Origin of the sequence: Paracoccus methylarcula (genome assembly GCF_003007735.2) — a bacterium.
Classification (GTDB): domain Bacteria; phylum Pseudomonadota; class Alphaproteobacteria; order Rhodobacterales; family Rhodobacteraceae; genus Paracoccus; species Paracoccus methylarcula.
In genome coordinates this window covers 234773-259123 of the sequence record NZ_PXNQ02000001.1, presented here as the reverse complement: position 1 = coordinate 259123, position 24351 = coordinate 234773, and the positions used below count along the sequence as shown (strand labels likewise).

The 24351-nt window shown below is 63.6% G+C and carries 31 protein-coding genes; 14 read left to right on the top strand and 17 right to left on the bottom strand.

The genetic code is table 11. From position 1 onward, the window contains the following. Positions 1-120 precede the first annotated feature (120 nt). The gene (locus A7A09_RS01170; RefSeq protein ID WP_106689552.1) at positions 121-837 is read right to left on the bottom strand and encodes a GNAT family N-acetyltransferase; all 717 of its coding nucleotides are present in this window, start codon (positions 835-837) and stop codon (positions 121-123) included. Beyond that, the gene (locus A7A09_RS01165; RefSeq protein WP_106689550.1) at positions 837-1577 is read right to left on the bottom strand and encodes a competence/damage-inducible protein A; all 741 of its coding nucleotides are present in this window, start codon (positions 1575-1577) and stop codon (positions 837-839) included. The genes A7A09_RS01170 and A7A09_RS01165 overlap by 1 nt, the downstream gene beginning before the upstream one ends. Positions 1578-1679: 102 nt before the next feature. Between A7A09_RS01165 and map the strand changes: the two genes are divergently transcribed. Next, a complete protein-coding gene (map, locus tag A7A09_RS01160) occupies positions 1680-2480 on the top strand; it encodes a type I methionyl aminopeptidase (protein ID WP_106689548.1) in 801 nt (266 codons plus the stop codon). A 46-nt stretch (positions 2481-2526) separates the two neighbouring features. Here map and A7A09_RS01155 read toward each other — a convergent pair whose 3' ends face one another. Continuing rightward, positions 2527-3117, bottom strand: a complete 591-nt coding sequence (locus A7A09_RS01155) for a YqgE/AlgH family protein (protein ID WP_106689547.1) — start codon at positions 3115-3117, stop codon at positions 2527-2529. Positions 3118-3220: 103 nt separating this feature from the next. Between A7A09_RS01155 and A7A09_RS01150 the strand changes: the two genes are divergently transcribed. Further along, positions 3221-4024 (top strand): protein-disulfide reductase DsbD domain-containing protein, encoded by an 804-nt coding sequence (locus A7A09_RS01150; protein WP_245999067.1) that lies wholly within the window; start codon positions 3221-3223, stop codon positions 4022-4024. A gap of 13 nt (positions 4025-4037) precedes the next feature. Here the strand turns inward: A7A09_RS01150 and A7A09_RS01145 are convergent, their stop codons facing one another. From A7A09_RS01145 to A7A09_RS01135, 3 genes are read right to left on the bottom strand one after another with little or no spacing between them, the layout of a single operon-like run. Then, entirely contained in the window at positions 4038-4871 is an 834-nt protein-coding gene (locus A7A09_RS01145) for a uracil-DNA glycosylase (RefSeq protein WP_106689545.1), read from the bottom strand. Between the two features lie 38 nt (positions 4872-4909). Beyond that, entirely contained in the window at positions 4910-5614 is a 705-nt protein-coding gene (locus A7A09_RS01140) for a response regulator (protein WP_106689543.1), read from the bottom strand. Then, entirely contained in the window at positions 5577-6143 is a 567-nt protein-coding gene (locus A7A09_RS01135) for a MarR family winged helix-turn-helix transcriptional regulator (RefSeq protein ID WP_170166985.1), read from the bottom strand. The genes A7A09_RS01140 and A7A09_RS01135 overlap by 38 nt, the downstream gene beginning before the upstream one ends. A 156-nt stretch (positions 6144-6299) precedes the next feature. On the opposite strand from A7A09_RS01135, the gene A7A09_RS01130 reads away from it, so the two are divergent. Both A7A09_RS01130 and A7A09_RS01125 read left to right on the top strand, forming a co-directional pair. Continuing rightward, positions 6300-7169 (top strand): branched-chain amino acid aminotransferase, encoded by an 870-nt coding sequence (locus tag A7A09_RS01130; protein ID WP_106689542.1) that lies wholly within the window; start codon positions 6300-6302, stop codon positions 7167-7169. After that, on the top strand, positions 7166-7564 hold the full coding sequence (locus A7A09_RS01125; protein WP_106689540.1) for a VOC family protein: 399 nt from the start codon (positions 7166-7168) through the stop codon (positions 7562-7564). Before A7A09_RS01130 ends, A7A09_RS01125 begins: the two co-directional genes overlap by 4 nt. Positions 7565-7588: 24 nt before the next feature. Here A7A09_RS01125 and A7A09_RS01120 read toward each other — a convergent pair whose 3' ends face one another. The 8 genes from A7A09_RS01120 to A7A09_RS01085 form a co-directional block, all read right to left on the bottom strand. Continuing rightward, positions 7589-7777 carry a hypothetical protein gene (locus A7A09_RS01120; protein WP_106689538.1) on the bottom strand — a complete coding sequence of 63 codons (189 nt, stop codon included), beginning with the start codon at positions 7775-7777 and terminating at the stop codon, positions 7589-7591. A gap of 61 nt (positions 7778-7838) precedes the next feature. Continuing rightward, the gene (locus tag A7A09_RS01115) at positions 7839-8303 is read right to left on the bottom strand and encodes a PTS sugar transporter subunit IIA (RefSeq protein WP_106689536.1); all 465 of its coding nucleotides are present in this window, start codon (positions 8301-8303) and stop codon (positions 7839-7841) included. Positions 8304-8385: 82 nt separating this feature from the next. Beyond that, positions 8386-8961 carry a ribosome hibernation-promoting factor, HPF/YfiA family gene (hpf, locus tag A7A09_RS01110; RefSeq protein ID WP_106690015.1) on the bottom strand — a complete coding sequence of 192 codons (576 nt, stop codon included), beginning with the start codon at positions 8959-8961 and terminating at the stop codon, positions 8386-8388. Positions 8962-9168: 207 nt separating this feature from the next. Next, entirely contained in the window at positions 9169-9903 is a 735-nt protein-coding gene (gene lptB, locus A7A09_RS01105) for an LPS export ABC transporter ATP-binding protein (protein WP_245999066.1), read from the bottom strand. Positions 9904-9917: 14 nt separating this feature from the next. Then, positions 9918-10394, bottom strand: a complete 477-nt coding sequence (lptA, locus tag A7A09_RS01100) for a lipopolysaccharide transport periplasmic protein LptA (RefSeq protein WP_106689532.1) — start codon at positions 10392-10394, stop codon at positions 9918-9920. Between the two features lie 21 nt (positions 10395-10415). Next, positions 10416-10991 carry a hypothetical protein gene (locus A7A09_RS01095; protein ID WP_106689530.1) on the bottom strand — a complete coding sequence of 192 codons (576 nt, stop codon included), beginning with the start codon at positions 10989-10991 and terminating at the stop codon, positions 10416-10418. A gap of 4 nt (positions 10992-10995) precedes the next feature. Beyond that, positions 10996-11940 (bottom strand): KpsF/GutQ family sugar-phosphate isomerase, encoded by a 945-nt coding sequence (locus A7A09_RS01090; protein WP_436277766.1) that lies wholly within the window; start codon positions 11938-11940, stop codon positions 10996-10998. Positions 11941-11949: 9 nt separating this feature from the next. Further along, entirely contained in the window at positions 11950-12564 is a 615-nt protein-coding gene (locus tag A7A09_RS01085; protein WP_106689526.1) for a ribonuclease D, read from the bottom strand. A gap of 461 nt (positions 12565-13025) precedes the next feature. Between A7A09_RS01085 and A7A09_RS01080 the strand changes: the two genes are divergently transcribed. Continuing rightward, complete coding sequence (locus A7A09_RS01080) at positions 13026-13946, top strand: aminotransferase class IV (protein ID WP_106689524.1); 921 nt, start codon at positions 13026-13028, stop codon at positions 13944-13946. Positions 13947-13997: 51 nt separating this feature from the next. On the opposite strand, the gene merA is transcribed toward A7A09_RS01080, so the two are convergent. Both merA and merF read right to left on the bottom strand, forming a co-directional pair. Beyond that, positions 13998-15422, bottom strand: a complete 1425-nt coding sequence (gene merA, locus A7A09_RS01075; protein WP_106689522.1) for a mercury(II) reductase — start codon at positions 15420-15422, stop codon at positions 13998-14000. Positions 15423-15434: 12 nt separating this feature from the next. Next, the gene (gene merF / locus A7A09_RS01070) at positions 15435-15659 is read right to left on the bottom strand and encodes a mercury resistance system transport protein MerF (RefSeq protein WP_106689520.1); all 225 of its coding nucleotides are present in this window, start codon (positions 15657-15659) and stop codon (positions 15435-15437) included. A gap of 214 nt (positions 15660-15873) precedes the next feature. Between merF and A7A09_RS01065 the strand changes: the two genes are divergently transcribed. Beyond that, positions 15874-16287: a MerR family transcriptional regulator gene (locus tag A7A09_RS01065; RefSeq protein WP_106689519.1), complete on the top strand. Its 414-nt coding sequence runs from the start codon at positions 15874-15876 to the stop codon at positions 16285-16287. Then, entirely contained in the window at positions 16287-16556 is a 270-nt protein-coding gene (locus A7A09_RS01060; protein WP_106689517.1) for a hypothetical protein, read from the top strand. Before A7A09_RS01065 ends, A7A09_RS01060 begins: the two co-directional genes overlap by 1 nt. A 65-nt stretch (positions 16557-16621) precedes the next feature. Here A7A09_RS01060 and A7A09_RS01055 read toward each other — a convergent pair whose 3' ends face one another. After that, the gene (locus A7A09_RS01055; RefSeq protein ID WP_245999063.1) at positions 16622-17188 is read right to left on the bottom strand and encodes a carboxymuconolactone decarboxylase family protein; all 567 of its coding nucleotides are present in this window, start codon (positions 17186-17188) and stop codon (positions 16622-16624) included. 177 nt (positions 17189-17365) lie between these two features. Between A7A09_RS01055 and A7A09_RS01050 the strand changes: the two genes are divergently transcribed. From A7A09_RS01050 to A7A09_RS01020, 7 genes are all read left to right on the top strand, one after another. Continuing rightward, positions 17366-17902, top strand: a complete 537-nt coding sequence (locus A7A09_RS01050; protein ID WP_170166984.1) for a TetR/AcrR family transcriptional regulator — start codon at positions 17366-17368, stop codon at positions 17900-17902. A 105-nt stretch (positions 17903-18007) separates the two neighbouring features. Beyond that, positions 18008-20158 (top strand): dihydrolipoyl dehydrogenase family protein, encoded by a 2151-nt coding sequence (locus tag A7A09_RS01045; protein ID WP_106690013.1) that lies wholly within the window; start codon positions 18008-18010, stop codon positions 20156-20158. Then, positions 20155-20775 (top strand): CDP-alcohol phosphatidyltransferase family protein, encoded by a 621-nt coding sequence (locus A7A09_RS01040; protein ID WP_106689513.1) that lies wholly within the window; start codon positions 20155-20157, stop codon positions 20773-20775. Before A7A09_RS01045 ends, A7A09_RS01040 begins: the two co-directional genes overlap by 4 nt. A 12-nt stretch (positions 20776-20787) precedes the next feature. After that, positions 20788-21978 carry an ABC transporter substrate-binding protein gene (locus tag A7A09_RS01035; protein ID WP_106689512.1) on the top strand — a complete coding sequence of 397 codons (1191 nt, stop codon included), beginning with the start codon at positions 20788-20790 and terminating at the stop codon, positions 21976-21978. Further along, the gene (locus A7A09_RS01030) at positions 21954-22910 is read left to right on the top strand and encodes an ABC transporter permease family protein (protein WP_148043595.1); all 957 of its coding nucleotides are present in this window, start codon (positions 21954-21956) and stop codon (positions 22908-22910) included. The genes A7A09_RS01035 and A7A09_RS01030 overlap by 25 nt, the downstream gene beginning before the upstream one ends. Further along, positions 22892-23689 carry an ABC transporter permease subunit gene (locus tag A7A09_RS01025; protein WP_211341006.1) on the top strand — a complete coding sequence of 266 codons (798 nt, stop codon included), beginning with the start codon at positions 22892-22894 and terminating at the stop codon, positions 23687-23689. Before A7A09_RS01030 ends, A7A09_RS01025 begins: the two co-directional genes overlap by 19 nt. Beyond that, complete coding sequence (locus A7A09_RS01020) at positions 23686-24348, top strand: ATP-binding cassette domain-containing protein (protein ID WP_106689506.1); 663 nt, start codon at positions 23686-23688, stop codon at positions 24346-24348. Before A7A09_RS01025 ends, A7A09_RS01020 begins: the two co-directional genes overlap by 4 nt. Positions 24349-24351: the final 3 nt, after the last annotated feature.

The window sequence follows — 24351 nt, the reverse complement described above, 5'->3', positions numbered from 1 at the left end:
GCGATCATTGATTCCATTATGGAAGCAATGCGCGGAAATACCCGTCAATTGCGACGTGAACGGAATCAATCCCCGTTGCACACCCAGACATGATGCAACGCAGAACGCGTGTTGCGTGGCCTATCCTGCGGACCTTGCGTAATAGCTGTATCCGGCCATCTCGCGGAAACCGAGCCTGCGATACAGCGCCACCGCCCCCTCATTCCCCCGGCTGACCGCCAGTCCGATCCGATCCGCCCCGTTCTCCGCCGCCCAGAAGGCCGCCTGCCGCATCATCCAGCCCGCCAGACCCTTGCGCCGCAAACCCGGCAGGATCTCGACGCAGTGGACCATGGCGACGCCTTGATGAATCGCGACGAATGCGGCCCCGGCGGCACGATCCGCGACCCGCCCGAGGATCGATGTGACGGGCTCCTCCACCCGTTCCATCACCGCCTGCCGCGCCGGTCCGATATTGCCCGCGCTCCAGATCTCGCGCTGAATCGCCATGGGAGGCCAGACTGCGAAGGCCGTCACCGGCGGCAAATCCCGATCCGTCAGCGCGGCGGTTTCGATCTCCATGATCGCGGTCGGGTTCTCGCGCCGGAAACCCTGTGCCTCCAGCGCCGCGATCAGCTTCGCATCATCGTCCAGCGCGCGGAACAGCGGCGGTTGCCCCCACTGCTCATGGAGCCTGACGGCTTCCGGAATATCGCTGTCTTTCCAGCCGGTCAAAGCCCTGGCCGAGCTGACGCGACCACCTGCGCCCAAACCTCTGCCGACGCGGAATCCGCCCGCATCCGCATATTCCGCGGCGGGCCATGTCGCCTCGAAGGCCTGTGCCAATGCCGCGTCCATCACAGCTTCAGCAACCGCTTGAGTTCCGACATCGCGAAGGCCACCCGCTCGCCGTCCAGCCCGCGCACGACCAGGTTGGTGCCCCAGCCACGCTCGTCGTGGAAAGGATAGGACCCCATCGACAGATCGGGGAATTCTGCGGCCAAGGCCTGCAATTCCTCGGCCACCTCGCTTTCGCCACGCCGCACCTCGACGCTCAGCGATTGCGCGGGCTGCCCACCCGGCAATCGCGGGATCAGCCAATCGACCATGCCGCGGAACACCTCGGGCACGCCGGCCATCACATGGGTCCTGCCGATGGAGAAACCCGGCGCCGCCGAGACCGCATTGTCGATGAGCGTCGCCCCGACCGGCACCCGCGCCATCCGCAGCCGGTTCGGCGTCAGTTCCACCCCCATCCGGTCGCAGCGCGCCTGCAGAAGCGCCCGCGCCTCGTCGTTGATCTCGACCGTGGTGCCATGCGCGGCGGCCACCGCATCGGCGGTGATGTCGTCATGCGTCGGCCCGATCCCGCCCGAGGTGAACAGCAGGTCATAGGCACCGCCCAGAGAGCTGTCCAGGGCCCGGATCGCAGCCACGATCTGGTCATGGTCATCCGCGACGATCCGCATCTCGCGCAGGTCGAACCCGGTGGCCGTCAGCACCCCCGCCAGATGATGCGCATTCCCCTCGCGCGTGCGCCCCGACAGGATTTCATCGCCGATCACCAGGATGGCTGCCGTGGGATTGTCTGATTGCATGGTCCTGCCCCTTGCTTTTACCATCCCCTTCTATGCCTGCGCATGGGGCTGGAACAAGTGGGCCGCTGCGACTATCTATGCGCCCATAGGAAAGGACAACCGATGGACGAAGAAAGCCGCATCACCAAGGAAGGCATCCGCATCCATGCGCCGCAGGATTTCGCAGGCATGCGCAAGGCGGGCGCCGTGGCCGCCAGGATTCTCGACGAGGTAGGCCCATTGGTGGAGCCGGGCGTGACAACGGCGACGCTCGACGACTTCATCCGCAACCGGGTCGAGGAGCTTGGCGCCACCTCGGCAACGATCGGCTATCGCGGCTATCAGCACGCAAGCTGCATCAGCGTGAACCATGTCGTCTGCCACGGCATCCCGGGCGAGAAAAGCCTGAAGAACGGCGATATCCTGAATATCGACGTGACCGTGATCGTCGATGGCTGGTATGGCGACACCAGCCGCATGTATGTGGCGGGAAAGCCGTCGATCAAGGCGCAGCGGCTGATCCAGGTGACCCATGATTCACTGATGAAGGGGATCGAGGCGGTTCGTCCCGGCGCGACCTTTGGCGATATCGGCGCCGCCATCCAGACCTATGCCGAGGGGCACCGGATGTCGGTGGTGCGGGATTTTTGCGGTCACGGGCTGGGGCGGGTGTTCCATGCACCGCCCAACGTCCTGCATTTCGGGCGAGCCGGCAAAGGCCCGGTGCTGGAGGAAGGCATGTTCTTCACCATCGAGCCGATGATCAATCTCGGCCGGGCCGAGACCAAGACGCTGGCCGATGACTGGACCGCCGTCACCCGCGACAAATCCCTTTCGGCCCAGTTCGAGCATTCGATCGGCGTCACCTCGGACGGTTTCGAGATCTTCACGCCCTCGGATCTGTTCTTCCCGGAATTCCGTTAAGGTCCTTTTCGCGCAACCGCATCGGGCCGCGCCCGGGCGCCGCCGGTCAGGCGCGCCCCGCCGCAGCCGACAGGAGCGACGGGTCGATGCCCTGCGCCCGCAGCGCCGTTTGCCATTTCACATCGTGATCGCCGCCGAAGACCAGCTCTTCGGCGCTATCGCCCACCAGCCAGCCATTCTGCAGCATCTCGTCCTCGAGCTGCCCCGGCCCCCAGCCCGCATATCCAAGGACCAGAACGGCCGATTCCGGACCGCCCCCATGCGCCAGATCCTCGAGAATGTCGCGGGTGGTGGTCATTGCCAGGTCCTGCCCGATACGCAAACGCCCCTCGGGATCGCTACCATGTTCGGGCACGTTGTGCAGCACGAAGCCCCTTCCGGGTTCGACCGGCCCGCCAAAGCGGACCTCGATCAGGCGGGCGCCGTTATCGGCCTCGATCTCCAGCTGCTCCAGCAGGTCGCCGAAATCGATCTCGGGCAATGGCCGGTTCAGCACCAGCCCCATCGCCCCGTCATCGGAATGCGCGCATATCAGTACGACCGAGCGCTGAAAGCGTGGATCGCTCATCCCCGGCATGGCAATCAGGACCTTGCCGGTGAGGTTCTCGGATTCGGACTGTTCGCGGCTGCTGCTCATCTGGTCTCCTTGTCTCCCCAAGATCGGCGCTTCGGGGCGATGTTGCAAGATCCCCGCGTGAAAGTGATTTCATCCATCCCGCAACAGCGGCTAAACCCACCCCATGATGATCCGAGCCACGCTGATTTCCCTTTGTGCCATATTCGCCGCCCTTCCCGCCGCCGCGCAGCAATTGCCCCCCGGCGTGGAATCGGCCCGGCTGCTGCCCGGCTGGACGGATGCCGATGGCAACCGCATCTCGGCACTCGAATTGCGGCTCGAACCGGGCTGGAAGACCTATTGGCGCAATCCCGGCGATAGCGGCCTGCCGCCCAGCTTCGAGTGGCAGGAATCGGACAACCTGGCCAAGATCAGTTTTCACTGGCCCGCCCCCGAAGCGATCCGATCGGGCGATGAACTGACGCTTGGCTATCACAACCTCCTGGTCCTGCCCTTTACCGCTGAACCGGTCGATCCCGCCCATCCCGTCGAACTGGCCGCAAGCATCGATCTTGGCGTCTGCGAGAAGATCTGCGTCCCGGCCCACCTGGACCTGCAAGCCCCCGCCGCCGCGGTGGATCCCGATCCCGAAATCGAAGCGGCCCTGGCCAGGGTGCCCGAACCGCTCTCGCTCCGCCCCAGCTGCACCAGGCGGGATATATCCGACGGAATTCAGCTCGACGTGCTATTGCCCCGGCAGGATATCGACGTCGCCGCGATGGAGCTGGAAGATCACCCCGAGATCTGGGTATCCACGGCAACGCTCGATCCCGAAGGCACGGGCACCCGCGCCACCGCGGATTTCGTGCCTCCCTCGGGCAAGGCGTTCGACCTGGATGTCACCGACCTGCGGATCACCCTGATCGGAGCGGATGGCACGGTCGAGATGCGGGGCTGCGATCTGCAAGGCACCGCCTCTGCCGGGTAAGCCGAAGCCGGGTTCAGCCCGCGCCGGAGTCAAGCCGGGCCGCGATGGACAGCAGGTCGGCCCATGCCTCGCGCTTGGCCGCCGGGTTGCGCAGCAGATAGGCCGGATGCGTCATTGGCAGGGCCGGACGGCCGAACGCCTCTGTCCATTGCCCGCGCAGGCGCAGGATGCCGCGCCGTCCCAGGGCCGCCTGACAGGGAATATTGCCCATCAGCACGATCAGGTCCGGTGAGGCGAGTTCGATATGCCGCCGCACGAAAGGCAGGCTGACGGCGATTTCCTCGGGGCTCGGATCGCGGTTTCCCGGCGGGCGCCAGGTCAGTACATTGACGATGTAGAGCGCCTTTTCGGCATCGACCGCATCGCGTGCCAGCCCTATGGCCTCGAACATCCGGTTCAGCAATTGCCCCGCGCGGCCGACAAAGGGCCGCCCTTCGCGATCCTCCTGATCTCCCGGAGCTTCGCCAAGGATCAGCACCCGCGCCTTGGGATTGCCGTCGCTGAAGCAGAAATTGCGCGCGCCTTTCTTCAGTTCAAGCCCATCGAAACCCTCCTGGACGGCCGCCAGCGCCGCGAGACTGTCTGCCGAAGCCGCCAATGCTTCGGCCTCGGCGACCAGCGCCGACGGATCATCGGGAGCATCGGCGGGTGCCGGTGGAGTCTTGGTCTGCGGCTGCGACACGGGCATCTGCGGCATCGCTGGCTTGGGCCGCGCCGCCAGTTCGAAGCGATCCACCGTATCGTCGGAGATCGGCTCGTCGGCCCCCATCTCGGCCTGCCATTCGAGCAGCGCAAGCGCTGTCACGGCATCCAGTTCAATTCCCTGATATGTGAGCGTGCCGTCCATGCCGTCAAGCTAGGCCCGCTGCCACGCGCAAGCAAGCATCAGTCGATCACCAGCATATATCCGGCGCCGCGGACGGTCTGCAGGAAGCGAGGTTCCTTCGGATCGGGTTCGATCTTGCGGCGCAGGCGGGTCATCTGCACATCGATGGCGCGTTCCGAGTTCTCGGATTCCTCGCCGCTACCCCTGCCCAAATCCTCGATCAATTCGGTCCGGCTGACCGGCTGACCGGGGCTGGCGGCCAAGCGCCGCAGCAGCGCCTGTTCGGTCCCGGTCAGGCGCAGGGGCGCGTCGCCCTGCCACAGTTCTGCCTTCTCGGTATCGTAGCGCAGGATTCCCATTGTCAGGAACTTGGGCTGCGCCAGTTCGGTCACCGGAACCCGCCGCAGGATCGCCGCGATCCGCAGCAGCAATTCGCGCGGCTCGAAGGGCTTGGGCAGGTAATCGTCGGCACCGCTTTCCAGCCCCGTGATACGATCCTCGGTCTCGCCCTTCGCGGTCAGCAGCAGGATCGGCATATCCGTGCGTTCGCGCAGGAACCGGGTCAGGGAGAAACCATCCTCGCCGGGCATCATCACATCCAGAACGGCCAGGTCGAAATCCAGCCCCTTCAGCAATCTGCGGGCCTGCGCCGCGTCACGGGCGCAGCTTACGAGAAACCCGTTCTTGCGCAGGAACCGGCTTAGCAGGCTGCGGATGCGTTCGTCGTCATCGACGATCAGAATATGTGTATCTTGGCTGCTCATTGGCGGGTTCTTTCCGATCTTCCGGCGGGTCCGTCATCGCCTGATACTGCGCCCGCGTCTCGGGGTCCATCATCGCTTCCAGAACTTGCCGGAAACCCGCCACCGCCTGCGGGCCGGCATTGCGATAGGCGGCCCGCATCCGGGCACGCTGAGCCTCGGACAGGCGGCGTTCCAGCCGGGTTCCCTCCTCGGTGAGGTAAAGCTGCCGCTCGCGCCGGTCGCGGCGGCCGATCCGGCTTTCGACCAGCCCGTCCTCGATCAGGGTCCGCAGCACTCGGTTCAGGGATTGCTTGGTCACGCCAAGCACCGCCAGCAGCGATGTCACGGTCAGCCCCGGATCGCGGTTGATGAAATGCAGGGCGCGGTGATGGGCGCGGCCATAATCCAGCTCGGCCAGGATCAGGTCGGGATCGGCGGTAAAGGCGCGATAGGCGAAGAACATCGCCTCGATCCCCCGGCGAAGCTGATCATCGGTCAGGAACAGCAAATCTTCACCGATCATTCCCGGCACCCGCACTTTCTGCTGCATCCCCGTTCCTCTCTCTGCATTTCCCGGCTTGATAGGACAGCCTTGTTGACTTTCCAAGATTCGATTGCTAGCCGTCAAGCATCTTACGCAAGAAATTAGCCGATTCCGGGCTATTTTGCGCAAGATCCGTAAAGTCCGGGATTGATGGAGAGAAAAATGACGGCGGCTTACGACGATCGCGACGGCAAGATCTGGATGGATGGCGAGCTCATCGACTGGCGCGACGCAAAGGTGCATATCCTGACCCACGCGCTGCATTACGCCAGCTCGGTCTTCGAGGGCGAGCGCTGCTATGACGGCAAGATCTTCAAGGGACACGAGCATTCGCTGCGGCTGATCGAATCGGGCCGCTTGCTGGACATGCCGATCCCCTATTCCGCCGATGAGATCGACGCCGCCAAGGAGGCCGTGCTGAAGGCGAACGGTTTCGAGAACGCCTATGTGCGCGTGGTCGCATGGCGGGGATCGGGCGAGGATATGGGCGTATCGGCCAAGCGCAACCCGGTCCGCATGGCGGTCTGCGCATGGGAATGGGGCAGCTATTACGGCGATGCGAAATGGCAGGGCGCCAAGCTGGACGTCGCCAAGTGGAAGCGTCCCAGCCCGGAAACCATCCCGACCGCAGCCAAGGCCGCCGGTCTCTACATGATCTGCACCATGTCCAAGCATGCCGCCGAGGCCAAGGGCTGCTCGGACGCGCTGTTCATGGATTGGGAGGGTTACGTGGCCGAGGCAACCGGCGCGAATATCTTCTTCGTCAAGGATGACGAGGTGCATACGCCGCTGGCCGACCGTTTCCTGAACGGGCTTACCCGGCAGACCGTCATCCAGATGCTGAAGGACAAGGGCGTCACGGTGCATGAGCGCCGCATCAAGCCCGAGGAACTGGAAGGCTTCCAGGAATGCTTCCTGACCGGCACGGCTGCCGAGATCACTCCGGTCGGGCAGATCGGCGACTGGCACTTCCAGGTCGGCCAGGCCACGCGCGGCATCGCCGAGGATTACGAGAAGCTGGTCCGGGCATGAGCCATCGCCTCGCCCATGTCGCGCTGGTAGTGCGCGATTACGACGAGGCGATCCGGTTCTACGTGGATGTGCTGGGCTTCCGGCTGCTGGAGGATATCTATCAGCCGGAGCAGGACAAGAGATGGGTGCTGGTGCAGCCTTCCGGCGGAGGCGCCTCGATCCTGCTGGCCCGCGCCACGAATGACATCCAGCGCGCGGCCATCGGAGCGCAATCCGGTGGCCGCGTGTTTCTTTTTCTGGACACCGGCGACCTGTCGGCCGATCTGGCCAGATTGCGCGAGAACGGGGTCCGGATCGTCCGCGAACCGAAAACCGCCGATTACGGCACGGTCGCAGTGTTCGAAGACCTGTATGGCAATCTCTGGGACCTGATCGAGCGTCCCAGGGCCGAGTAAGACACGGTAACGCGCCCGGCGGAGTTACACTTCCCTGCCGCGTTCGATGCGCAGGTATTCTGCGGTCTTGCGGCTTTCGGCGCCGCGCGTCAGCGGGCGGCTATGCAGTGTCGCAACGGATGGATGCATGCCCGCCTCGCGTTCCTGCCTTGTATATTCACGCAACCGCTGGTGGCTGTGGCCGCGGGGTTGGTCGCTGATGTGCTTGTTCATCTTCGGCCCCTCCTCAGGTGGATGAGCCGTCACTATAGGGCCGAATCGCCCCATTTCAAAATCAGGCCGCCTTGATCCCCTGCGCGGCGGCCAGAACGGCATGCAGCGCCGTCGGGCTGTCATTGGCCCGCAGCTTGGCCCTCAGATCGGAATCCCGCAATGTGCGCGACACCAGGGCAAGGGCCTTGAGATGATCGACCCCGCCGGATTCCGGCGCGAGCAGGGCAAAGACCAGATCGACGGGCTTGCGGTCCACCGCGTCGAAATCCATCGGCTTGTCCAGCCGCAGGAACAGTCCCACGACCCTGTCCAGCCCGTGCAGCCGCGCATGCGGCAAGGCCACGCCCTGCCCGACTCCGGTCGGGCCCAGGCTTTCGCGTTCCTGCAAGGCGTCCAGCACCTCGGATGCGTTCAGCCGGTATTCGGCATGGGCCAGATCGGCCAGTTCCTGAAACAGCCTCTTCTTGGATGTCACTTGCCCGAGGGAGCGGACAGCTCCCGGCCCGAGAATCTCACTGAGTTGCATTCAGTCGTATCTTTCCTGCGCTGACCGCCCCCGCCAGCCATCGGTCGGGGACGGTTCCGTCCAAAAGGCGGTGCGCGACGGATTACCCGTTGCCACGCGGATCAATCCAGCCCACATTGCCGTCTTCCCGGCGGTGGACGACGTTGACGCCGCCATGTTTTTCGTTTCGGAACACCAGCAAAGGCGCTCCGGCCAATTCCATCTGCATCACCGCATCACCAACCGACAAGGTCGGGACACGGCTCTCCATTTCCGCGATGATGATGGGTTGCAGGCCACTGCCATGCGATTCCCAGGCATCCTCGTCAGCGGAAAGGACATACATCCCGGCCTCTCCGAATTCAACAGGCCCCGTGCGATCCTTGTGATGATCCTTCAACCGCCGCTTGTAGCGTCGAAGCTGTTTGTCCATCTTTTCGCGGCAGGCTTCGAACGCGGCATAGATCTCGTTCGCGGCGCCGCGCGCCTGCACGGTCAGGCCGGTGGAGAGATGCACAACCGTATCACACAGGAACTGATGCGCATCGCGGGAAAAGGTGACTGTCGCATCGGTCGGGCGCTGCGAATACTTGATAACCGTATCGCCCAGTTCCGTCTCGACATGCGTGCTGAGAGCATCGCCGATATCAATTTGTTTTCCGCTGATGGTATAGCGCATCGTTTTTCCTCTTCGGTTGCCCGTTTTCGCCTGCGCCGATCCGTTCAAGCACCGGCGCGCGGCGGAAAACGGGGATGGCAGGGCACGGTCGATCCCGTACCCGCATATCTCAATTTGGTGACAGTGGATCGTCCCTGTCAACGGAAAGCGCACGATCCGATCCAATTTCCCGCGATGTCCCGCCGCCGGCATCCGGCATGGCCGGTTTCAGCCGACATGAAAGCTGTCGCCAAGGTAAACCTCGCGGACTTTCGCATCGGCGATGATTTCCGAGGTGGTGCCGGACATGAGCACATGACCATCATGCAGGATATAGGCGCGATCGACGATCGCCAGCGTCTCGCGCACGTTGTGATCGGTGATCAGCACCCCGATACCGCGCGATTTCAGGTCATGCACCAATTCGCGTATATCGCCCACGGCGATGGGGTCCACGCCCGCGAATGGCTCGTCCAGCAGCAGGAAGCTCGGGGCCGAGGCCAGGCAGCGGGCGATCTCCACCCGGCGGCGCTCACCGCCCGACAGGGCCAGCGCCGGCGCACCGCGCAGATGCGTGATCGAGAAATCGGCCAGCAATTCCTCGAGCCGGTCGCGGCGATGGCGCGGATCGTCCAGCGCCACCTCCAGCACCGCCATGATGTTCTGTTCGACCGTGAGGCCGCGGAAGATCGACATCTCCTGCGGCAGATAGCCGATTCCCATGCGCGCGCGCCGGAACATCGGCAGGCGCGTCGCGTCCTGCCCGTCGATGGTCACCTGCCCGGCATCGGGCGAGACCAGCCCCGCGATGCAATAGAAACAGGTCGTCTTCCCCGACCCGTTCGGCCCCAGCAGGGCGACGACCTCGCCACGTTTCAGCCTGACCGAGACATCCCGGATCACCAGGCGGTTGCGATAGGATTTGCGCAGGTTCCTGACCGTCAGGCCGTCACCCGCTTGCATCTCGGCCTCTTGCATCAGTTCTCGCCCGGCTGAAACACCGAGCGCACCCGGCCATCGACCCTGGCCGTGCCCGTAGCCAGATCGACCTGCATCCGGTCCCCGGTCAGGACATTGCCGCCCCGCGTCATGACCACATCGCCGATCAATGTCACATGCCCGGATTCGACGTCATAAGTCGCCTCGGCGGCTTCGGCGGCGTCCTCGCCGCTGACCAGCGTCACCTCGCCCCTGGCATGCAGCGACTTGATCCGGCTTTGCCCGCCATCTGCATATTCGACCGTCACCTCCCGCGCCGACAGCCGCATCTCCCCCTGCCCGATCACGACATTTCCGGTAAAGATGGCCCGCCCGCTCTCCTGTTCGACCGAGAGGCTGTCGGCCGCCACCTCGACCGGGGCCGAAACATCCGCCTGAAGCCCGCCGAATCCAATCTCCTGCGCCATTGCCGGCATAGCCAGCAAGGTCAGTGCAATGATCAGGAGACGCGGCATGTGGATATTCCTTCGCAGAAATCAGGGCTGGTATATCAGACGGACGCCATCGGTAAAATCCAGGACCGCAGCGCCGTCCTTGTCAGGCCCGGCGCGCAGTTCCATCCCACCCGCGGTAATCTCGCCGAAAGGCGCGGCGGCGTCCACACCTTCCGGCGCAAAAAGACGGGACCGGTCGGTCGCCGCATCGATGCGCGCCGCTTCCATGGTCCAGCCGGTGGATGTGGTCAGGCGAACCCCGCCCTGCAACGTGATCCCGCCATCCTCCACCCCTCCGGACGGGGCGGTCAACTGCGCCGTCAAGCCGTCCTGGCGGCGCCAGTCCAGTCGCAGCTGGCTGGCCGTCCCGCCCTCGCCCTGCCTGGGGCGGGCTTCGGCGGCGCGAAGCGATAATTCGGCCCCGTCATCGGTCACACCCGAATATTCCGGGGCGACCATGCGCGGCTCGCGCGCCATCCGCTCGGCATCGACCTCGGCATAGGGGATCTCGGGATCGGTGCCGGGCCTGCTCGAAAACAGGAACATCGTCGACAGGATCGCCAGTGCAAGCAGCGGCAGGAGCACGCGCAGCCAGCGGACGATGCGGGTGCGGCTCATCTGCTCAGACCATGCCGGCGCGCAGGCAGTCATGGATATGCAGGATCCCTTGCGGCCTGTCATCTGCCACCGCGAACAGGCAGGTGATCTTGCGCGACTGCATCTCGGCCAGCGCCGCTTCGGCCAGCGCGTCAGGTTCGATGACCCGCGGATTGCCGGTCATCACCTCGGCCGCCTTGTGATCCAGCAGCCCGTCCATATGCCGCCGCAAATCGCCATCGGTGATGATCCCGATCAGCCGCCCGTCGGAATCGGTCACGCCGGTCACGCCATAGCCCTTCTGGCTGATGACCAGCAGCGCCTCGGTCATCGGATCGCTTTCCAGCACCAGCGGCATGTCGGCATGCATCAGGTCACCGACCTTCGCCAGCCGCGCGCCCAGCTTGCCGCCCGGGTGGAAGGTCCGGAAATGCTCGGGAGTGAATTCGCGATGCTCCATCAGGGCGATGGCCAGCGCATCGCCAAGCGCCAGCGTCATCGTCGTCGAGGTGGTGGGCACGATGCCGCTGCCACAGGCTTCCTCGGCGGCGGGCAGGACCAGGGCGACATCCGCCTGCCGCAGCAGGGTCGAACCCGGACGCGACGCCACCCCGATCAGGGGGATCCGGAAGCGGCGGGTATGGGCGATCAGATCGGCGAGCTCCGGCGTCTCGCCACTGTTCGAAAGCACTAGCGCCACATCGGCCTTGGTCACCATCCCCAGGTCACCATGGCTGGCCTCGGCGGGGTGGACGAATTGCGCGGGCGTCCCGGTCGAGGCCAATGTCGCCGCGATCTTGCGGGCGATATGGCCGGACTTGCCCATGCCGGACACGATCACCCGCCCCGATGCTCCGAGGATCAGGTCGATGGCCTGCCGGAATTCCGGCCCGAGGCTTGCCGCCAGAAGTTCAAGCGCCTCTGCCTCGGTGCGGATCACCCGGGCGGCGGTATCGAGATATGCGTTCATTGCGGTCATCTAATGGTGGAAGATGTCTTTTTCATCCCCCCAGCCCAGCAAATCCAGATGGGCCCGCGCCGGAAGGAAATCGAAACAGGCTTGCGCAAGTCCCAAACGATTCTCGCGCCGCAAACGTTCCTCCAGCGCCTCTTTCAGCTTGTGCAGGTAAAGAACGTCCGAGGCGGCATATTCCAGCTGCGCGTCGGAGAGATCCTCGGCACCCCAGTCACTGGTCTGCTGCTGCTTGCTGATATCGACATCGACCAGTTCGTTCAGCAGGTATTTCAGCCCATGCCGGTCGGTAAAGGTCCGCACCAGCTTGGAGGCGATCTTGGTGCACCAGACGGGCGAGGTGACAATTCCAAAGGCGTTTTCCAGCGCGGCGATGTCGAAGCGTCCGAAGTGGAACAGTTTCAGCACCTTGGGATCGGTCAGCATGCGGGCCAGGTTGGGGGCCTCGGTCTGGCCCCGCTCGATCTGGACCAGATGCGCATCGCCATCGCCCGACGACATTTGCACCAGGCACAGCCTGTCGCGGCGCGGGTCCAGCCCCATAGTTTCGGTGTCGATGGCCACCACCGGCCCGAGATCGACGTCATCGGGAAGATCATTCTGATAAAGATGTATACTCATCGCTTCTTCTGCCTGATATCTGCATCAAAACTTTTGGCCCCACAGACCAGAAACTGCCGCGGCAATCCAGTCAAAACCACCCGATCGGCGGGTTTTGCGCGACAGGGGCGGTTTCCATCTCCGACTTTAGACGGGGTGGCGCCGCGACGCGACTCCTTGCAGACTGTGCATGTTCACCCCTGGGAGGAGGCGATGAACGAATTATCGCATAAAGCCCACGCCGTCGCGCGATTGGGAGCCGAGGTCGGCGCCACGCTGATCGGCCATCGCTTGCGGCTTGTGGCTGATGCTATGGCAGCGCGCGCCGATGCGCTGGCTGGGCCTGCCTGTCCGGGGATTTTCCGAACTCGACCGGCAGCTCTACGCGGCTTTACCTCCTTCCGGTTTCGATGCACTGGATTGGCTGTCCGGATTTCGTAAGATGACCCGGTCGGAAACGCGAAAGAAGGAAAGCGACGGAAATGGCCCCTACCAGCGCACAAAGCTATGACGGCGATCCACGCAACGATGATGCGCTGATCTATGTGAACGGCGATTTCGTCCATCGCGACCGCGCCATGGTCTCGGTCTTCGACGCGGGCTTCGTGCTTGGCGATGGCGTGTGGGAGGGATTACGGCTGGTCAATGGCAGGCTGCTGTCGCTGGATGCGCATCTTGACCGGCTGTTCGAGGGCGCGCGCTCGATCAGCCTCGATATCGGCATGAGCCGGGACGAGGTCGCGCAGGCGATCATGGAAACCTGCGCCAAGAACGGCTTTACCACCGATACCCATATCCGGCTGATGATCACGCGCGGGCGAAAATCCACGCCCAACCAGGACCCCCGCTTCACCATCGGCGGCGCGACCGTGGTCATCGTCGCCGAGATCAAGCGCCCGCGCAGCGAGTTGGCCGATAGAGGGCTGCGGCTGTTCACCTCGACCTTCCGCTGCTCGACCCCGGATGTCTTCGACCTGCACCTGAACTCGCATTCACGGCTGAACCTGATCCGGGCGCTGACGCAGGCTATCGCGGCAGGCGCGGACGAGGCGCTGATGCTGGATCCGATGGGCTTCGTTGCAAGCTGCAATTCCACGAATTTCTTCATCATCCGCAAGGGGCAGCTATGGACCTCGCGCGGGCTTTACAGTTTCAACGGGATCACGCGCGGGCATGTATTCCGGCTGTTCGGCGAGCATCTGGGATCGGCCGTGGAAAAGGATTTCACCTTGGCGCAGTGCTATTCCGCGGATGAAGCCTTCGTCACCGGAACGCTTGGCGGTATCACGCCGGTCTCTTCGATAGACGGCCACCGGATCGGCGATGGCAAGCCCGGCCGGCTGACCCGAGAATTGTCCGGTATCTATTGGAGCGATGTCGAGGCCCGGTCACAGGGCGAGTAAACCGACGGGACGTCCGGCCGCGCGCGACCGAGGCCGGATGGGCGGACAGCCTTACCCCCCGCAGCAGGACAGCCTTGCGACATCCTTGTCGAAGGTCTGTGCCGCGAGCTTCAATCCCTCGACCGTTGTCAGATAGGGGAAGATCGTCTCGCCCAGGGCTTTCGCGGTCATGCCGAATTTCAGCGCCATGGCCAGCGTCTGCACGCTGTCGGAACCTTCGGGTGCCATGACGACGCCGCCGAGGAGGCGATCGGTTTGCGCATCCGCCACCAGCTTGATGACGCCGCGTGTGTCCCGGGCGGCCAGCGCACGCGGCAGGTTGTCGAGACCGAGAACCGACGTTTTCACCTTATGACCCGCCAATTTCGCGTCCGCTTCGGTCAAACCGACGCCTGCAACCTGCGGATCGGTGAACACGACCCAGGGCATTGCGGCATTGTCGTAGCGGTGCGTTTCGCCCGAGAGGGCATTGCGCGCGGCCAGTTTCGCGCCATAGGCGGCCATGTAAACGAATTGATCGCGGTTGGTGACGTCACCAGCAGCGAAGATACCGGGCCGGGTCGTGGCCATGTCATCGCCGACGATGATAGCACCGCGCCTGTCGGTCTCGATCCCCATTCCGGCCAATCCCAGCCCCTCGGTATTGGGACTGCGCCCGGCAGTTATCACCAGGTGATCGGCAGACAGTTCCAGCCGCTCTTCGCTGTTCTCGACACGGAGCACCGCCCGCTCACCCTCGCGATGGCAGCTGTCATAGGTCACGCCGCAATGCAGGGTGATACCTTCGTCACAAAAGACCCGTGAAAGCGTCTCCGATATTTCCGGCTCTGCCCGGGGCAGCAAGCGGCTGCGGCAGACCACCGTCACCTTCACTCCCATCCGGGCCATCATCTGCGCCAGTTCCGCACCGATATAACCACCGCCAAGGAACAGGAGACTCTCTGGCAGCTTTTCCAGTTCCAGCAATGAGGTGCTGTCGAGCCTCGGCACTTCCGCGATGCCGGGGATCGGTGGCAGGGCAGGACGCCCGCCGGTCGCAATGACGATTCGGGGGGCACGGATCATGCGCGTGCCCGTCTGCACACCGCCTTCGACCAGCCTGGCGGCCCCTTCATCGATATAGGTAATGCTCTCATAGCCCGGCAAAAGCCCCGCGTATTTCTTTTGCCGAAGCGTCGAGACCAGATCGGACTTGGCCGCCACCAGTTTTGCCCAGTCATCGACCCGCGCCATACCGGACAGGCCCGGAAAACGGTGCGCCGCGGTTGCGCCATGGATCGCCTCGGCCGCCCGGATCATCGTCTTGGACGGCACGCAGCCATTGTTCACACAGGTTCCGCCGATGGTGCCATGTCCGATCAGTGCCACCCGTTTCCCGGATTCGGCTGCCGTGATCGCGGCGGAAAAGCCCGCCGAACCGGCACCGATCACCACCAGGTCGTATTCGCCTCGCCGCCCGCAGCAGAGGTCATTCATCTGGTCATCCCTTCAGTGATCCCGCATGCGCCTCTGGCGTCGCCAGACCGCATAGAGCGTCAACATGATGAAGAAGGCGAGAGCGGGAAGAAGCACATAATCGATCCAGCCCAGCACCGCCGAGAGGCCAACGGCCCCCAGGAGGACCGCCAGGATTGGCGTGAAGCAGCATAGCGCCGCGACAACCGTGCCAATCAGGCCGGTGGAGATAAGCTTGTTGTCGGTCTTTTCGGTCATTTCCGCCTCTCCCTGCTTATCTGGCGCGGTGCCTTGCACTCGCCGGTGCCGCCCATCGGGTCGTCACGGATGGCTGGCGCCGCGGACCTGTCGCCGGGGTCTTTGGTCATGCCTGCCTCGGCAAGCGATTTCCACGGAATGCGCAGCCTCTCGAACCTATCCATTCTTTCGTTTACTCTCTGTAGCTACTACAGGCTCAAGAAGGATTTCCGCCATGTCCGATCACGAGGCCGCGACGAGTTTCACCCGCGGGCAACTGGCCCGAGAGACCGGCTGCAATCTTGAAACCATCCGCTACTATGAAAAGATCGGCATGATGCCGGATCCGCCGCGCACCGCGGGCGGCTATCGAATCTATGCGCAAGCGCATGCCAGGCGGTTGCGGTTCATCCTGCGCGCGCGGGAGCTGGGGTTCAGCATCGATGACATCAGGGGCTTGTTGGACCTCGTGGATGGCGGCACCCAGACCTGTGCCGAGATCAAGGAGCGAACCGAACGGCATCTGGCCGACATACGCGAGAAGATCGCCGATCTGAAGCGCATCGAGAATATCCTGGCGAAGACCGCCGCCAGATGCTCGGGCACGGATGTCCCGGAATGTCCTGTCCTGGAGGCGCTGGCATCCTGATGCGCAGATTGCGCTCATCCTGGGCGATCGGTTTATTCGGCCCTCTTGCCATGCTGCTTGCCGCCCAGATCCGGAATTCGCGTGGCTCAAGGATCACACCGCCAACATCGGGCGCATTGCGGATCGCCAGCCACAACGTCCATTGCATCCTGCTGGACAAGGCCGAAGGGCGATGGTCCGTCGGAAACTGGATGAAACGCCGCCATGCGCTGGATGCCGCGTTCAAGGCGCTTGATATGGCGGCCAGCCAATTGAAATCACTTGGATGATTCAGCATACGAAAAACGACCAACGGTATTCCCGCCAGCGTAATACCGGCGGGAATGTCCTGATCTCAGTCCACCTTGTAGGCGGCAAAGATCTCGTCCACCGGGGTTCCCGCAAGATGATTGACGTAATTCGAGAAGGTCTTGCACGCGATGGCCAGCACCACACCGAGGACCTGCTGCTGGCCATAACCGGCAGCCAGGAAATCATCCACGGCCTGCTTGCCCGGGTTGCCGCGTGAATCGACCATGGCCTCTGTAAACCTGGCGACGGCATTCAGCCGGGCATCGGGAAGTTGGCCACCTTCACGCAGCGCGGTCAAGCTGTCTGCGGGCACGCCCGATTTCTTGTCGGCGATCATGGAATGCGCGGCCATGCAATAATTGCAACCATTGATGCGGCTGATCGTCAGGAAGATCGTTTCCTGTTCCGCCGGCGTGAAACCGGTGGCTTCGCGAAACGCCTGATAGCTGCCAAGATATCCGGCCAGAATACCGGGGAGATTGGCCATATAGCCATACATGTTCGGAACGAAACCAAGCTTTGCCTTGGCGCCTGACAAGAGTTCTTTCACCTCTCCGCTGGCCTGCTCAAGCGTTGTCGGCTCCATCTCAAGAAGCGGTGTATGCGGCATCGGAAACTCCATTTATTTACAGAACAGTCATTTTTTAATTTGCATTGATCGGCCGCGCCACATATTTTCAGAATGATCAGTTCAAAAAATGGTGAAGCATTGCCCGATAACCGGCCACAGCCCCGCCCCCGAGGGCGTCCGAGAGGTTTCAGGAAGGACGAGTCCCTGGAGACCGCGATGCGGATCTTCTGGGCTGAAGGCTATGAGGCGGCCTCCATCGACAGGCTGTGCCGGGAAACCCGGATGCCACGGGCGAGCCTCTACCAGGCTTATGGCGGGAAAGAGGGGCTGTTCCTGGCCGCTGTCGCGCATTACGTCGCAACGCGAATTGCCCCGCTGGCCACCGCCCTTGGCCCTTCCGGTAGCCTGCGACAGGATTTGACCGCGTTTTTCGATGAGGTCATATCCCTCGCGACCTGCGATCCCGCCACTCCGGGTTGTCTCATTTCCTGTGTCCTGGCCGATGCGGCAGGAACCAATGCGACATTCCGCAGCGAATTGGACAAGAGTTTCACCGCGCTTGAAGCGCGGATCGAGGCGCGCCTTCACGCCGATACATGGTCTGACGCCACTACGGATATGCGTTCCGCAGCCAGGATGCTGGCAGCGATTGCGCGCGGGATCATGCTGCGCGCCCGCTCTGGTGCGGGCAAGGATGAATTGGCGCCGATTGCAGCGGCGGGAATCGAAAGCGTCATGCGATTGCGTGCCTGATCCGGCGGCGAAAGGCAGAAATTTCGACGGGACCTGTAACGATCCGGGGGTTTGAGCGTCCTGTATCCTGACAGCCTCTTGATCGGGAAGAATGAAGGATCCTCCGTGAAGAAACCAGTCCTCCTTGTCGCCATCCTCGCATTGATTGCGACGGGCCTTGTCATCCTGCGCAATTACTCGCTCGACCTGGACAGCGTCCGGGCTCACCTGGATGCGCTGCAAACCTGGCGGCAATCCAACGCCTGGACATTGTTTGCGCTGTTCTTTCTGGCCTATGTCACGGTGACCGCCTTGTCGTTGCCCGTGGCGCTCTGGATGACGCTCGGCGCCGGGGCGCTGTTCGGCTTCTGGCAGGGGCTGCTGCTGGCCTCCTTCGCCTCGGCCATCGGTGCGAGCCTGGCCTTTCTGGCAGCGCGCTATCTGCTGCGGAACTGGGTGAGGGCAAAGCTGGGCGAGCGCGCCGCCACCATCGATACGGGGCTAAAGCGGGACGGGGCCTTCTACCTGTTCACCCTGCGGCTGATCCCGATCGTGCCGTTCTTTGCCATCAACCTGATAATGGGGCTGTCGCCGATGCGGGTGACGACCTTCTGGCTGGTCAGCCAGGCCGGGATGCTGGCCGGCACCGCCGTCTATGTGAATGCCGGCACACAATTGGCGCAGATCGACAGCTTGTCGGAAATCGTTTCGCCCGCGCTGCTTCTGTCATTCGCCCTTTTGGGAATTTTTCCATGGATTGCCCGCATGTTCGTCAACATCCTCAGGCGGCGCAAGGCCTATGCCCGCTGGAAACGTCCGGCCGGTTTCGACCGCAACCTGATCGTGATCGGCGCGGGTGCTGCAGGGCTGGTTTCCAGCTATATCGCCGCCGCGACCAAGGCCAAGGTCACATTGGTCGAAAGCGGCAAGATGGGCGGCGATTGTCTGAATTACGGCTGCGTGCCGTCGAAAGCCCTGATCAAAAGCGCCAAACTGGCTCACCGGATGCACCAGGCCGATCATTACGGGCTTGAGCCGGTCACACCGCAAATCCCCTTTGCCAAGGTGATAGGGCGGGTGCATCGCGTGATCGCCAATATCGCGCCACATGACAGCGTGGAGCGATATACCGAACTTGGGGTCGAGGTGATCCGGGGTCACGCGAAGATCATCGATCCATGGACGGTCGAGATCACGCAGGGTGATGGCGGCAGGCGGCGCCTGACCAGCCGCGCCATCATCATCGCCACCGGGGCGGAACCCTTCGTGCCGCCCCTGCCGGGGATCGAGGATGTCGGCTACCTGACCTCGGATACGCTATGGGAAGTGCTTCGCGATCGGCCGGAGGCTCCGCGGCGGCTGGTGGTCCTGGGCGGCGGGCCGATCGGCTGCGAATTGGCGCAGAGCTTTGCCCGGCTTGGATCGCAGGTCACGCAGGTCGAGATGGCCTCACGCATCATGCTCCGCGAGGATGAAGAGGTGTCCGAACTGGTCAAGGCGTCTTTGGAGCGCGATGGTGTCAACCTGCTGACCAATCACAAGGCGGTCGCCTGCGGGACCAGTGATGAGGGGAAATGGATCGAGGTCGAGCATGCGGGCGAGACGCGACGGATCGCTTTCGACGATATCATCGTCGCGGTGGGCCGCAAGCCGCGCCTGACGGGCTTCGGACTCGAAGAGCTGGGGATCAAGGCCGAGCGGGTGGTCGAGACCAATGACTATCTGGAAACGCTGTTTCCCAATATCCTTGCCGCCGGCGACGTGGCTGGCCCCTATCAGTTCACCCATGTGGCAGGCCACCAGGCATGGTTTGCCAGCGTCAACGCGCTGTTCGGCTGGATCAGGCGGTTCAAGGTGGATTACCGGGTGGTTCCCTGGGCCACCTTTACCGATCCCGAGGTCGCGCGCGTCGGCCTGTCTGAGGCGGAGGCCCGCGAGAAGGGCATCGCCTATGAGGTCACGCGCTATGACATCGGTGATCTTGACCGTGCCATTGCCGATGGAGCCGCGCATGGGTTCGTCAAAGTGCTGACCCGGCCGGGCAAGGACCGGATCCTGGGCGTCACCATTACCGGCGAACATGCGGGCGATCTGATCGCGGAATTCGTGCTGGCGATGAAACACGGGCTGGGGCTGAACAAGATCCTCGGCACGATCCACATCTATCCGACACTGGCCGAGGCCAACAAATACGCCGCCGGCGAGTGGCGGCGGGCGCATGTGAATCCGCGCCTGCTGGCACTGCTTGAGAAGATACATGACTGGAGGCGCAAATGATCGATGCCACTCTCTTGCCCCTGCAGCGCCGTGCATTGTCGCCTGTCGCCTCGGTCGCCGCGGAACGCGGCATCCATGCCGACCAGATCACGCTGGCCGGGTTCGGCATTGGGTTGCTGGGCTGTCTCTCCCTGTGTTTCGGGCAATTCGCCCTCGGGCTGGTCCTGATCCTGCTGAACCGGCTGCTGGACGGGCTGGACGGAGCCGTCGCACGGCAGACAAAACCGACCGAACGGGGGGCGTTTCTGGATATCGCGCTGGATTTCGTCTTTTACGCGATGGTGCCCCTTGGGTTTGCAATGCACGATCCCGCCCAGAACGCCCTGCCCGCCGCCGTGCTGATCGCGGCTTTCGTCGGCACCGGCAGTTCGTTCCTGGCCTTCTCGGTCATCGCCGAAAAACGCGGATTGTCCTCATATGATTACCCCAGCAAGGGCATCTATTACCTTGGCGGCCTGACCGAAGGTTTCGAGACCATCGTGCTTTTCGTGCTGATGTGCCTGTTTGCCGATTACTTCCCGGTATTCGCCTATGTCTTCGCGGCCGCCTGCGCGGTGACAACCCTGACCCGGTGGCACCAGGGCTGGACCGCTTTCGCGCCGCAATCCGATTCGTAACAAGGAGCATTCATGCGACCGACCATTCCGGCGATCCTTCTCACCACGATTTTCGCCCTGCCCGCGCTTGCCGATGACTGGCAGGACACGCTTGATGCGGCACGTGGCCAGACCGTCTATTGGAACGCATGGGGCGGGGACGAGCGCACCAATGCCTTCATCTCCTGGGTGAATGAAGAGCTGTCCAGGCGCCATGACGTCTCGGTGCGGCAGGTCAAGCTGACCGATACCGCCGAGGCGGTGACACGGGTGATCTCGGAAAAGGCCGCTGGAAAGGACCGGGGCGGATCGGTAGATCTGATCTGGATCAACGGGCCGAATTTCCTGGCCATGAAGGAACAGGGCCTGCTGCACGGTCCCTTCGTCGCCGACCTGCCCAACGCGCGATACCTGGATCTGTCGCCCGGATCGGCCAGTTCTGTGGATTTCACGGTTCCGGTCGAGGGGATGGAAAGTCCGTGGCGGCTGGCGAGATTCGTGTTCAACTACGATTCCGCCCGGATCGGGGAGCCTCCCCGCACCATGGCCGCCCTCGGGGATTGGGCCAAGGCCAATCCGGGGCGCTTCACCCATCCCGACCCGTCGAATTTCATAGGCGCGACATTCCTCAAGCAGGCGCTGATCGAACTCGCACCGGACAAGGCGGTCCTGCAGGAGCCCGCCAGTGATGCCGATTTCGACGCCGCCACGGCCCCGCTATGGGAATGGTATGATGCGTTGCGGCCGCATCTGTGGCGGCAGGGAGAGGCTTTCCCCGAAAACGAATTCATCCAGCAGCAGATGATGAATGACGGGGTGCTGGACATCTCGATGTCCTTCGATCCGGCCAGCGCCGCCGCGGCGATCCGGCAGGGCCTGCTGCCCGACAGCACCCGCGTCTTCGTCCCCGAAGGCGGCAGCATCGGCAATGTCAGCTTCGTGGCCATCCCCTATAATGCGGCCAACCGCCAAGGCGCCGAGGTCGTGGCGAATTTCCTGCTGGCCCCGCATGTCCAGGCACATATGCAGAATATCGAGGTTCTCGGCTCGTTCTCGGTGCTGGATCCGTCCAGGCTCCACGCCGAGGCGCAGGCCGCTTTCGAGGCATTGCCCTCTGACCCGGCCCTTCCTGCACTGGAGGATCTGGGGCCGACCCTGCTCGAACCCCATGCCAGCTGGATGGATCGCCTGAGCGAAGAATGGGCGAGGCGTTACACCAGGTGATCCGCGAGACGACAGACGGGCGTGCGCTGCGCATGGTGGTGCTTGCCATCGTCATGCTCGGGCTGGTGATACCGATCGCCGCCGGGTTCCGGGAAACCGGACGCGCCGCCTTCGGGGTGATGCCGGTCATCGGGGCGGCCGAATTCGGATTGGCGCCGTGGCGGCATTTCCTCGACCTGCCGGGGGTTGCGACCAGCCTGCGGTTGAGCCTTGTCACCGGGCTGGGGGCGAGCCTGCTGTCGCTGGTCCTGGCCATCGGATTCTGCGCGACCGTTCACGACCGGATGGATCGGCGCAGCGGCGGCCGGATGCTTGCACCCTTTCTCGCCGCGCCACATGCAGCCATGGCCATCGGGCTTGCCTTCGTCCTGGCGCCATCGGGTTGGGTGGCGCGCCTGCTCGCCCCGGTCCTCGGGTTGGACCAACCGCCCGGTCTGGCCATCGTGAACGACCCGTGGGGAATAGCGCTGATCATCGGGCTGACCGTCAAGGAAATGCCCTTCCTGCTGCTGGTGATCCTGTCGGCGCTGACCCAGATCCCGGTGCGCGTCCATATGGCGGCCGGCCGCGCCTTGGGCTATGGGCGCGGGATCGTCTGGATCAAACTGATCATGCCGCAGGTCTGGCCGCTGATCCGCCTGCCGGTCCTCGTGGTGATCGCCTATTCCCTGTCGGTGGTGGATATGGCGATCATCCTCGGGCCATCGAACCCACCCACTCTTGCCGTGCTGCTGACGCGGCTGTTCTCGGACCCGGATATCGCCATGATCCTGCCTGCCAGTGCAGGCGGGCTCGTCCAAGCGGGAATGGTGATGCTGGGTTTTGCGGTGCTTTGGGGTGCAGAAAGGCTGATGCGCCGGATCGGGTTTTGGTGGCTGCGTGAGGGGGGCGCGGTTCATCGGCCGAGCCGGGATTGTGGCTTGCCACGATGATCGCCTCGACACTGTTGGTCCTGGGCGCGCTGGCGATGCTGTCGCTGGTGATCTGGTCATTCGCATGGCGCTGGCACTGGCCCGGGATCCTGCCGGAAAGCTGGTCATGGCGGTTCTGGAGCAGACCGGGCGCAGGCTGGGGGCAGGCCTTCGTCACGACCTTCACGCTGGCGGTGACGACGACAATGCTGTCGCTGGCACTGGCGATCGCCTGGCTGGAGGGCGAGGACCGCGCCCGAATGGCGCGCGCCCGTTGGGCCGAGGCGTTGATCTACCTGCCGCTTCTTGTGCCGCAGATCGCCTTTCTCTACGGGCTGAACCTGCTGTTTTTGCGAGCCGGGATCAGCGGCGGGATGGGGGCGGTCATCTGGGCGCAGGCACTGTTCGTCTTTCCCTATGTCATGATCGCCCTGTCGGATCCGTGGCGCGCGCTGGACCCACGGCTTACGCAGGCCGCAGCCTCGCTTGGTGCCGGGCCGTGGCGCAGGCTGATCGCCGTCAAGCTGCCGGTCCTGCTGGCCCCGATCCTGACCGCCGCAGCCATCGGCATGGCGGTGTCGGTGGCGCAATATCTGCCAGCGCTGTTCATGGGGGCGGGCCGGATCTCGACATTGACCACCGAGGCGGTGACCTTGTCATCCTCCTCCGACCGTCGAGTCACCGGGGTCTATGCCACGCTGCAGGCCATGCTGCCGATGCTCGGCTATCTGCTGGCCTTCCTGTTGCCCGCCATCGCGCATCGCAACCGTCGCGCCCTGCAAGGAGGCAGTCGGATATGACCCTTGAGCTTGTCGATCTGAGCGTCGGTCCCGGCGGAACACAACCGCTGTTTCCACCGCTGAACCTGCGCGTCCGAGCCGGAGAGGTCGCGACCCTGATGGGGCCGTCAGGGATTGGGAAATCCACCCTGCTTAGCGCCATCGGCGGGCATCTCGAACACGGTTTCACGGTCTCGGGACAGGTGAGGCTGAACGGGCGCGACATGCTGGTATTGCCTGCCGAGGCGCGGCGCATCGGGCTGATGTTCCAGGACGCGGTGCTGTTTCCGCATCTGTCGGTGGGCGACAACCTGTCCTTTGGGCTGGCCCGCAATGTCAGAGGCCGCGTTGCACGCCGCGCCGCCGTGGAGCAGGCGTTGGAGCAGGCCGGGCTATCGGGGCTGTATGAACGTGACCCAGCGACGCTGTCAGGAGGCCAGAAGGCACGCGCGGCATTGATGCGGACATTGCTGGCCGATCCGGAGGCATTGCTGCTGGACGAGCCGTTCTCCAAGCTGGATGCAGAACTGCGCGCCGAGATCCGCAGTTTTGCATTCGCCCATGTGCGGGCCCGGCAAATCCCGGCTTTGATGGTCACGCATGATCCCGATGATGCACGGGCAGCCAATGGGCAGACCATCATTCTCGGCAGCGAGGGTGATCCGCCTCAGGCCAAGTGAGAT

Excerpts from the sequence above, each read along its gene's own strand:
- A7A09_RS01170 (WP_106689552.1), bottom strand. The coding sequence starts at position 837 with ATGGACGCGGCATTGGCACAGGCCTTCGAGGCGACATGGCCCGCCGCG.
- A7A09_RS01165 (WP_106689550.1), bottom strand. The coding sequence starts at position 1,577 with ATGCAATCAGACAATCCCACGGCAGCCATCCTGGTGATCGGCGATGAA.
- map (WP_106689548.1), top strand. The coding sequence starts at position 1,680 with ATGGACGAAGAAAGCCGCATCACCAAGGAAGGCATCCGCATCCATGCG.
- A7A09_RS01155 (WP_106689547.1), bottom strand. The coding sequence starts at position 3,117 with ATGAGCAGCAGCCGCGAACAGTCCGAATCCGAGAACCTCACCGGCAAG.
- A7A09_RS01150 (WP_245999067.1), top strand. The coding sequence starts at position 3,221 with ATGATGATCCGAGCCACGCTGATTTCCCTTTGTGCCATATTCGCCGCC.
- A7A09_RS01145 (WP_106689545.1), bottom strand. The coding sequence starts at position 4,871 with ATGGACGGCACGCTCACATATCAGGGAATTGAACTGGATGCCGTGACA.
- A7A09_RS01140 (WP_106689543.1), bottom strand. The coding sequence starts at position 5,614 with ATGAGCAGCCAAGATACACATATTCTGATCGTCGATGACGACGAACGC.
- A7A09_RS01135 (WP_170166985.1), bottom strand. The coding sequence starts at position 6,143 with ATGCAGCAGAAAGTGCGGGTGCCGGGAATGATCGGTGAAGATTTGCTG.
- A7A09_RS01130 (WP_106689542.1), top strand. The coding sequence starts at position 6,300 with ATGACGGCGGCTTACGACGATCGCGACGGCAAGATCTGGATGGATGGC.
- A7A09_RS01125 (WP_106689540.1), top strand. The coding sequence starts at position 7,166 with ATGAGCCATCGCCTCGCCCATGTCGCGCTGGTAGTGCGCGATTACGAC.
- A7A09_RS01120 (WP_106689538.1), bottom strand. The coding sequence starts at position 7,777 with ATGAACAAGCACATCAGCGACCAACCCCGCGGCCACAGCCACCAGCGG.
- A7A09_RS01115 (WP_106689536.1), bottom strand. The coding sequence starts at position 8,303 with ATGCAACTCAGTGAGATTCTCGGGCCGGGAGCTGTCCGCTCCCTCGGG.
- hpf (WP_106690015.1), bottom strand. The coding sequence starts at position 8,961 with ATGCGCTATACCATCAGCGGAAAACAAATTGATATCGGCGATGCTCTC.
- lptB (WP_245999066.1), bottom strand. The coding sequence starts at position 9,903 with ATGCAAGCGGGTGACGGCCTGACGGTCAGGAACCTGCGCAAATCCTAT.
- lptA (WP_106689532.1), bottom strand. The coding sequence starts at position 10,394 with ATGCCGCGTCTCCTGATCATTGCACTGACCTTGCTGGCTATGCCGGCA.
- A7A09_RS01095 (WP_106689530.1), bottom strand. The coding sequence starts at position 10,991 with ATGAGCCGCACCCGCATCGTCCGCTGGCTGCGCGTGCTCCTGCCGCTG.
- A7A09_RS01090 (WP_436277766.1), bottom strand. The coding sequence starts at position 11,940 with ATGAACGCATATCTCGATACCGCCGCCCGGGTGATCCGCACCGAGGCA.
- A7A09_RS01085 (WP_106689526.1), bottom strand. The coding sequence starts at position 12,564 with ATGAGTATACATCTTTATCAGAATGATCTTCCCGATGACGTCGATCTC.
- A7A09_RS01080 (WP_106689524.1), top strand. The coding sequence starts at position 13,026 with ATGGCCCCTACCAGCGCACAAAGCTATGACGGCGATCCACGCAACGAT.
- merA (WP_106689522.1), bottom strand. The coding sequence starts at position 15,422 with ATGAATGACCTCTGCTGCGGGCGGCGAGGCGAATACGACCTGGTGGTG.
- merF (WP_106689520.1), bottom strand. The coding sequence starts at position 15,659 with ATGACCGAAAAGACCGACAACAAGCTTATCTCCACCGGCCTGATTGGC.
- A7A09_RS01065 (WP_106689519.1), top strand. The coding sequence starts at position 15,874 with ATGTCCGATCACGAGGCCGCGACGAGTTTCACCCGCGGGCAACTGGCC.
- A7A09_RS01060 (WP_106689517.1), top strand. The coding sequence starts at position 16,287 with ATGCGCAGATTGCGCTCATCCTGGGCGATCGGTTTATTCGGCCCTCTT.
- A7A09_RS01055 (WP_245999063.1), bottom strand. The coding sequence starts at position 17,188 with ATGCCGCATACACCGCTTCTTGAGATGGAGCCGACAACGCTTGAGCAG.
- A7A09_RS01050 (WP_170166984.1), top strand. The coding sequence starts at position 17,366 with ATGCGGATCTTCTGGGCTGAAGGCTATGAGGCGGCCTCCATCGACAGG.
- A7A09_RS01040 (WP_106689513.1), top strand. The coding sequence starts at position 20,155 with ATGATCGATGCCACTCTCTTGCCCCTGCAGCGCCGTGCATTGTCGCCT.
- A7A09_RS01035 (WP_106689512.1), top strand. The coding sequence starts at position 20,788 with ATGCGACCGACCATTCCGGCGATCCTTCTCACCACGATTTTCGCCCTG.
- A7A09_RS01030 (WP_148043595.1), top strand. The coding sequence starts at position 21,954 with ATGGGCGAGGCGTTACACCAGGTGATCCGCGAGACGACAGACGGGCGT.
- A7A09_RS01020 (WP_106689506.1), top strand. The coding sequence starts at position 23,686 with ATGACCCTTGAGCTTGTCGATCTGAGCGTCGGTCCCGGCGGAACACAA.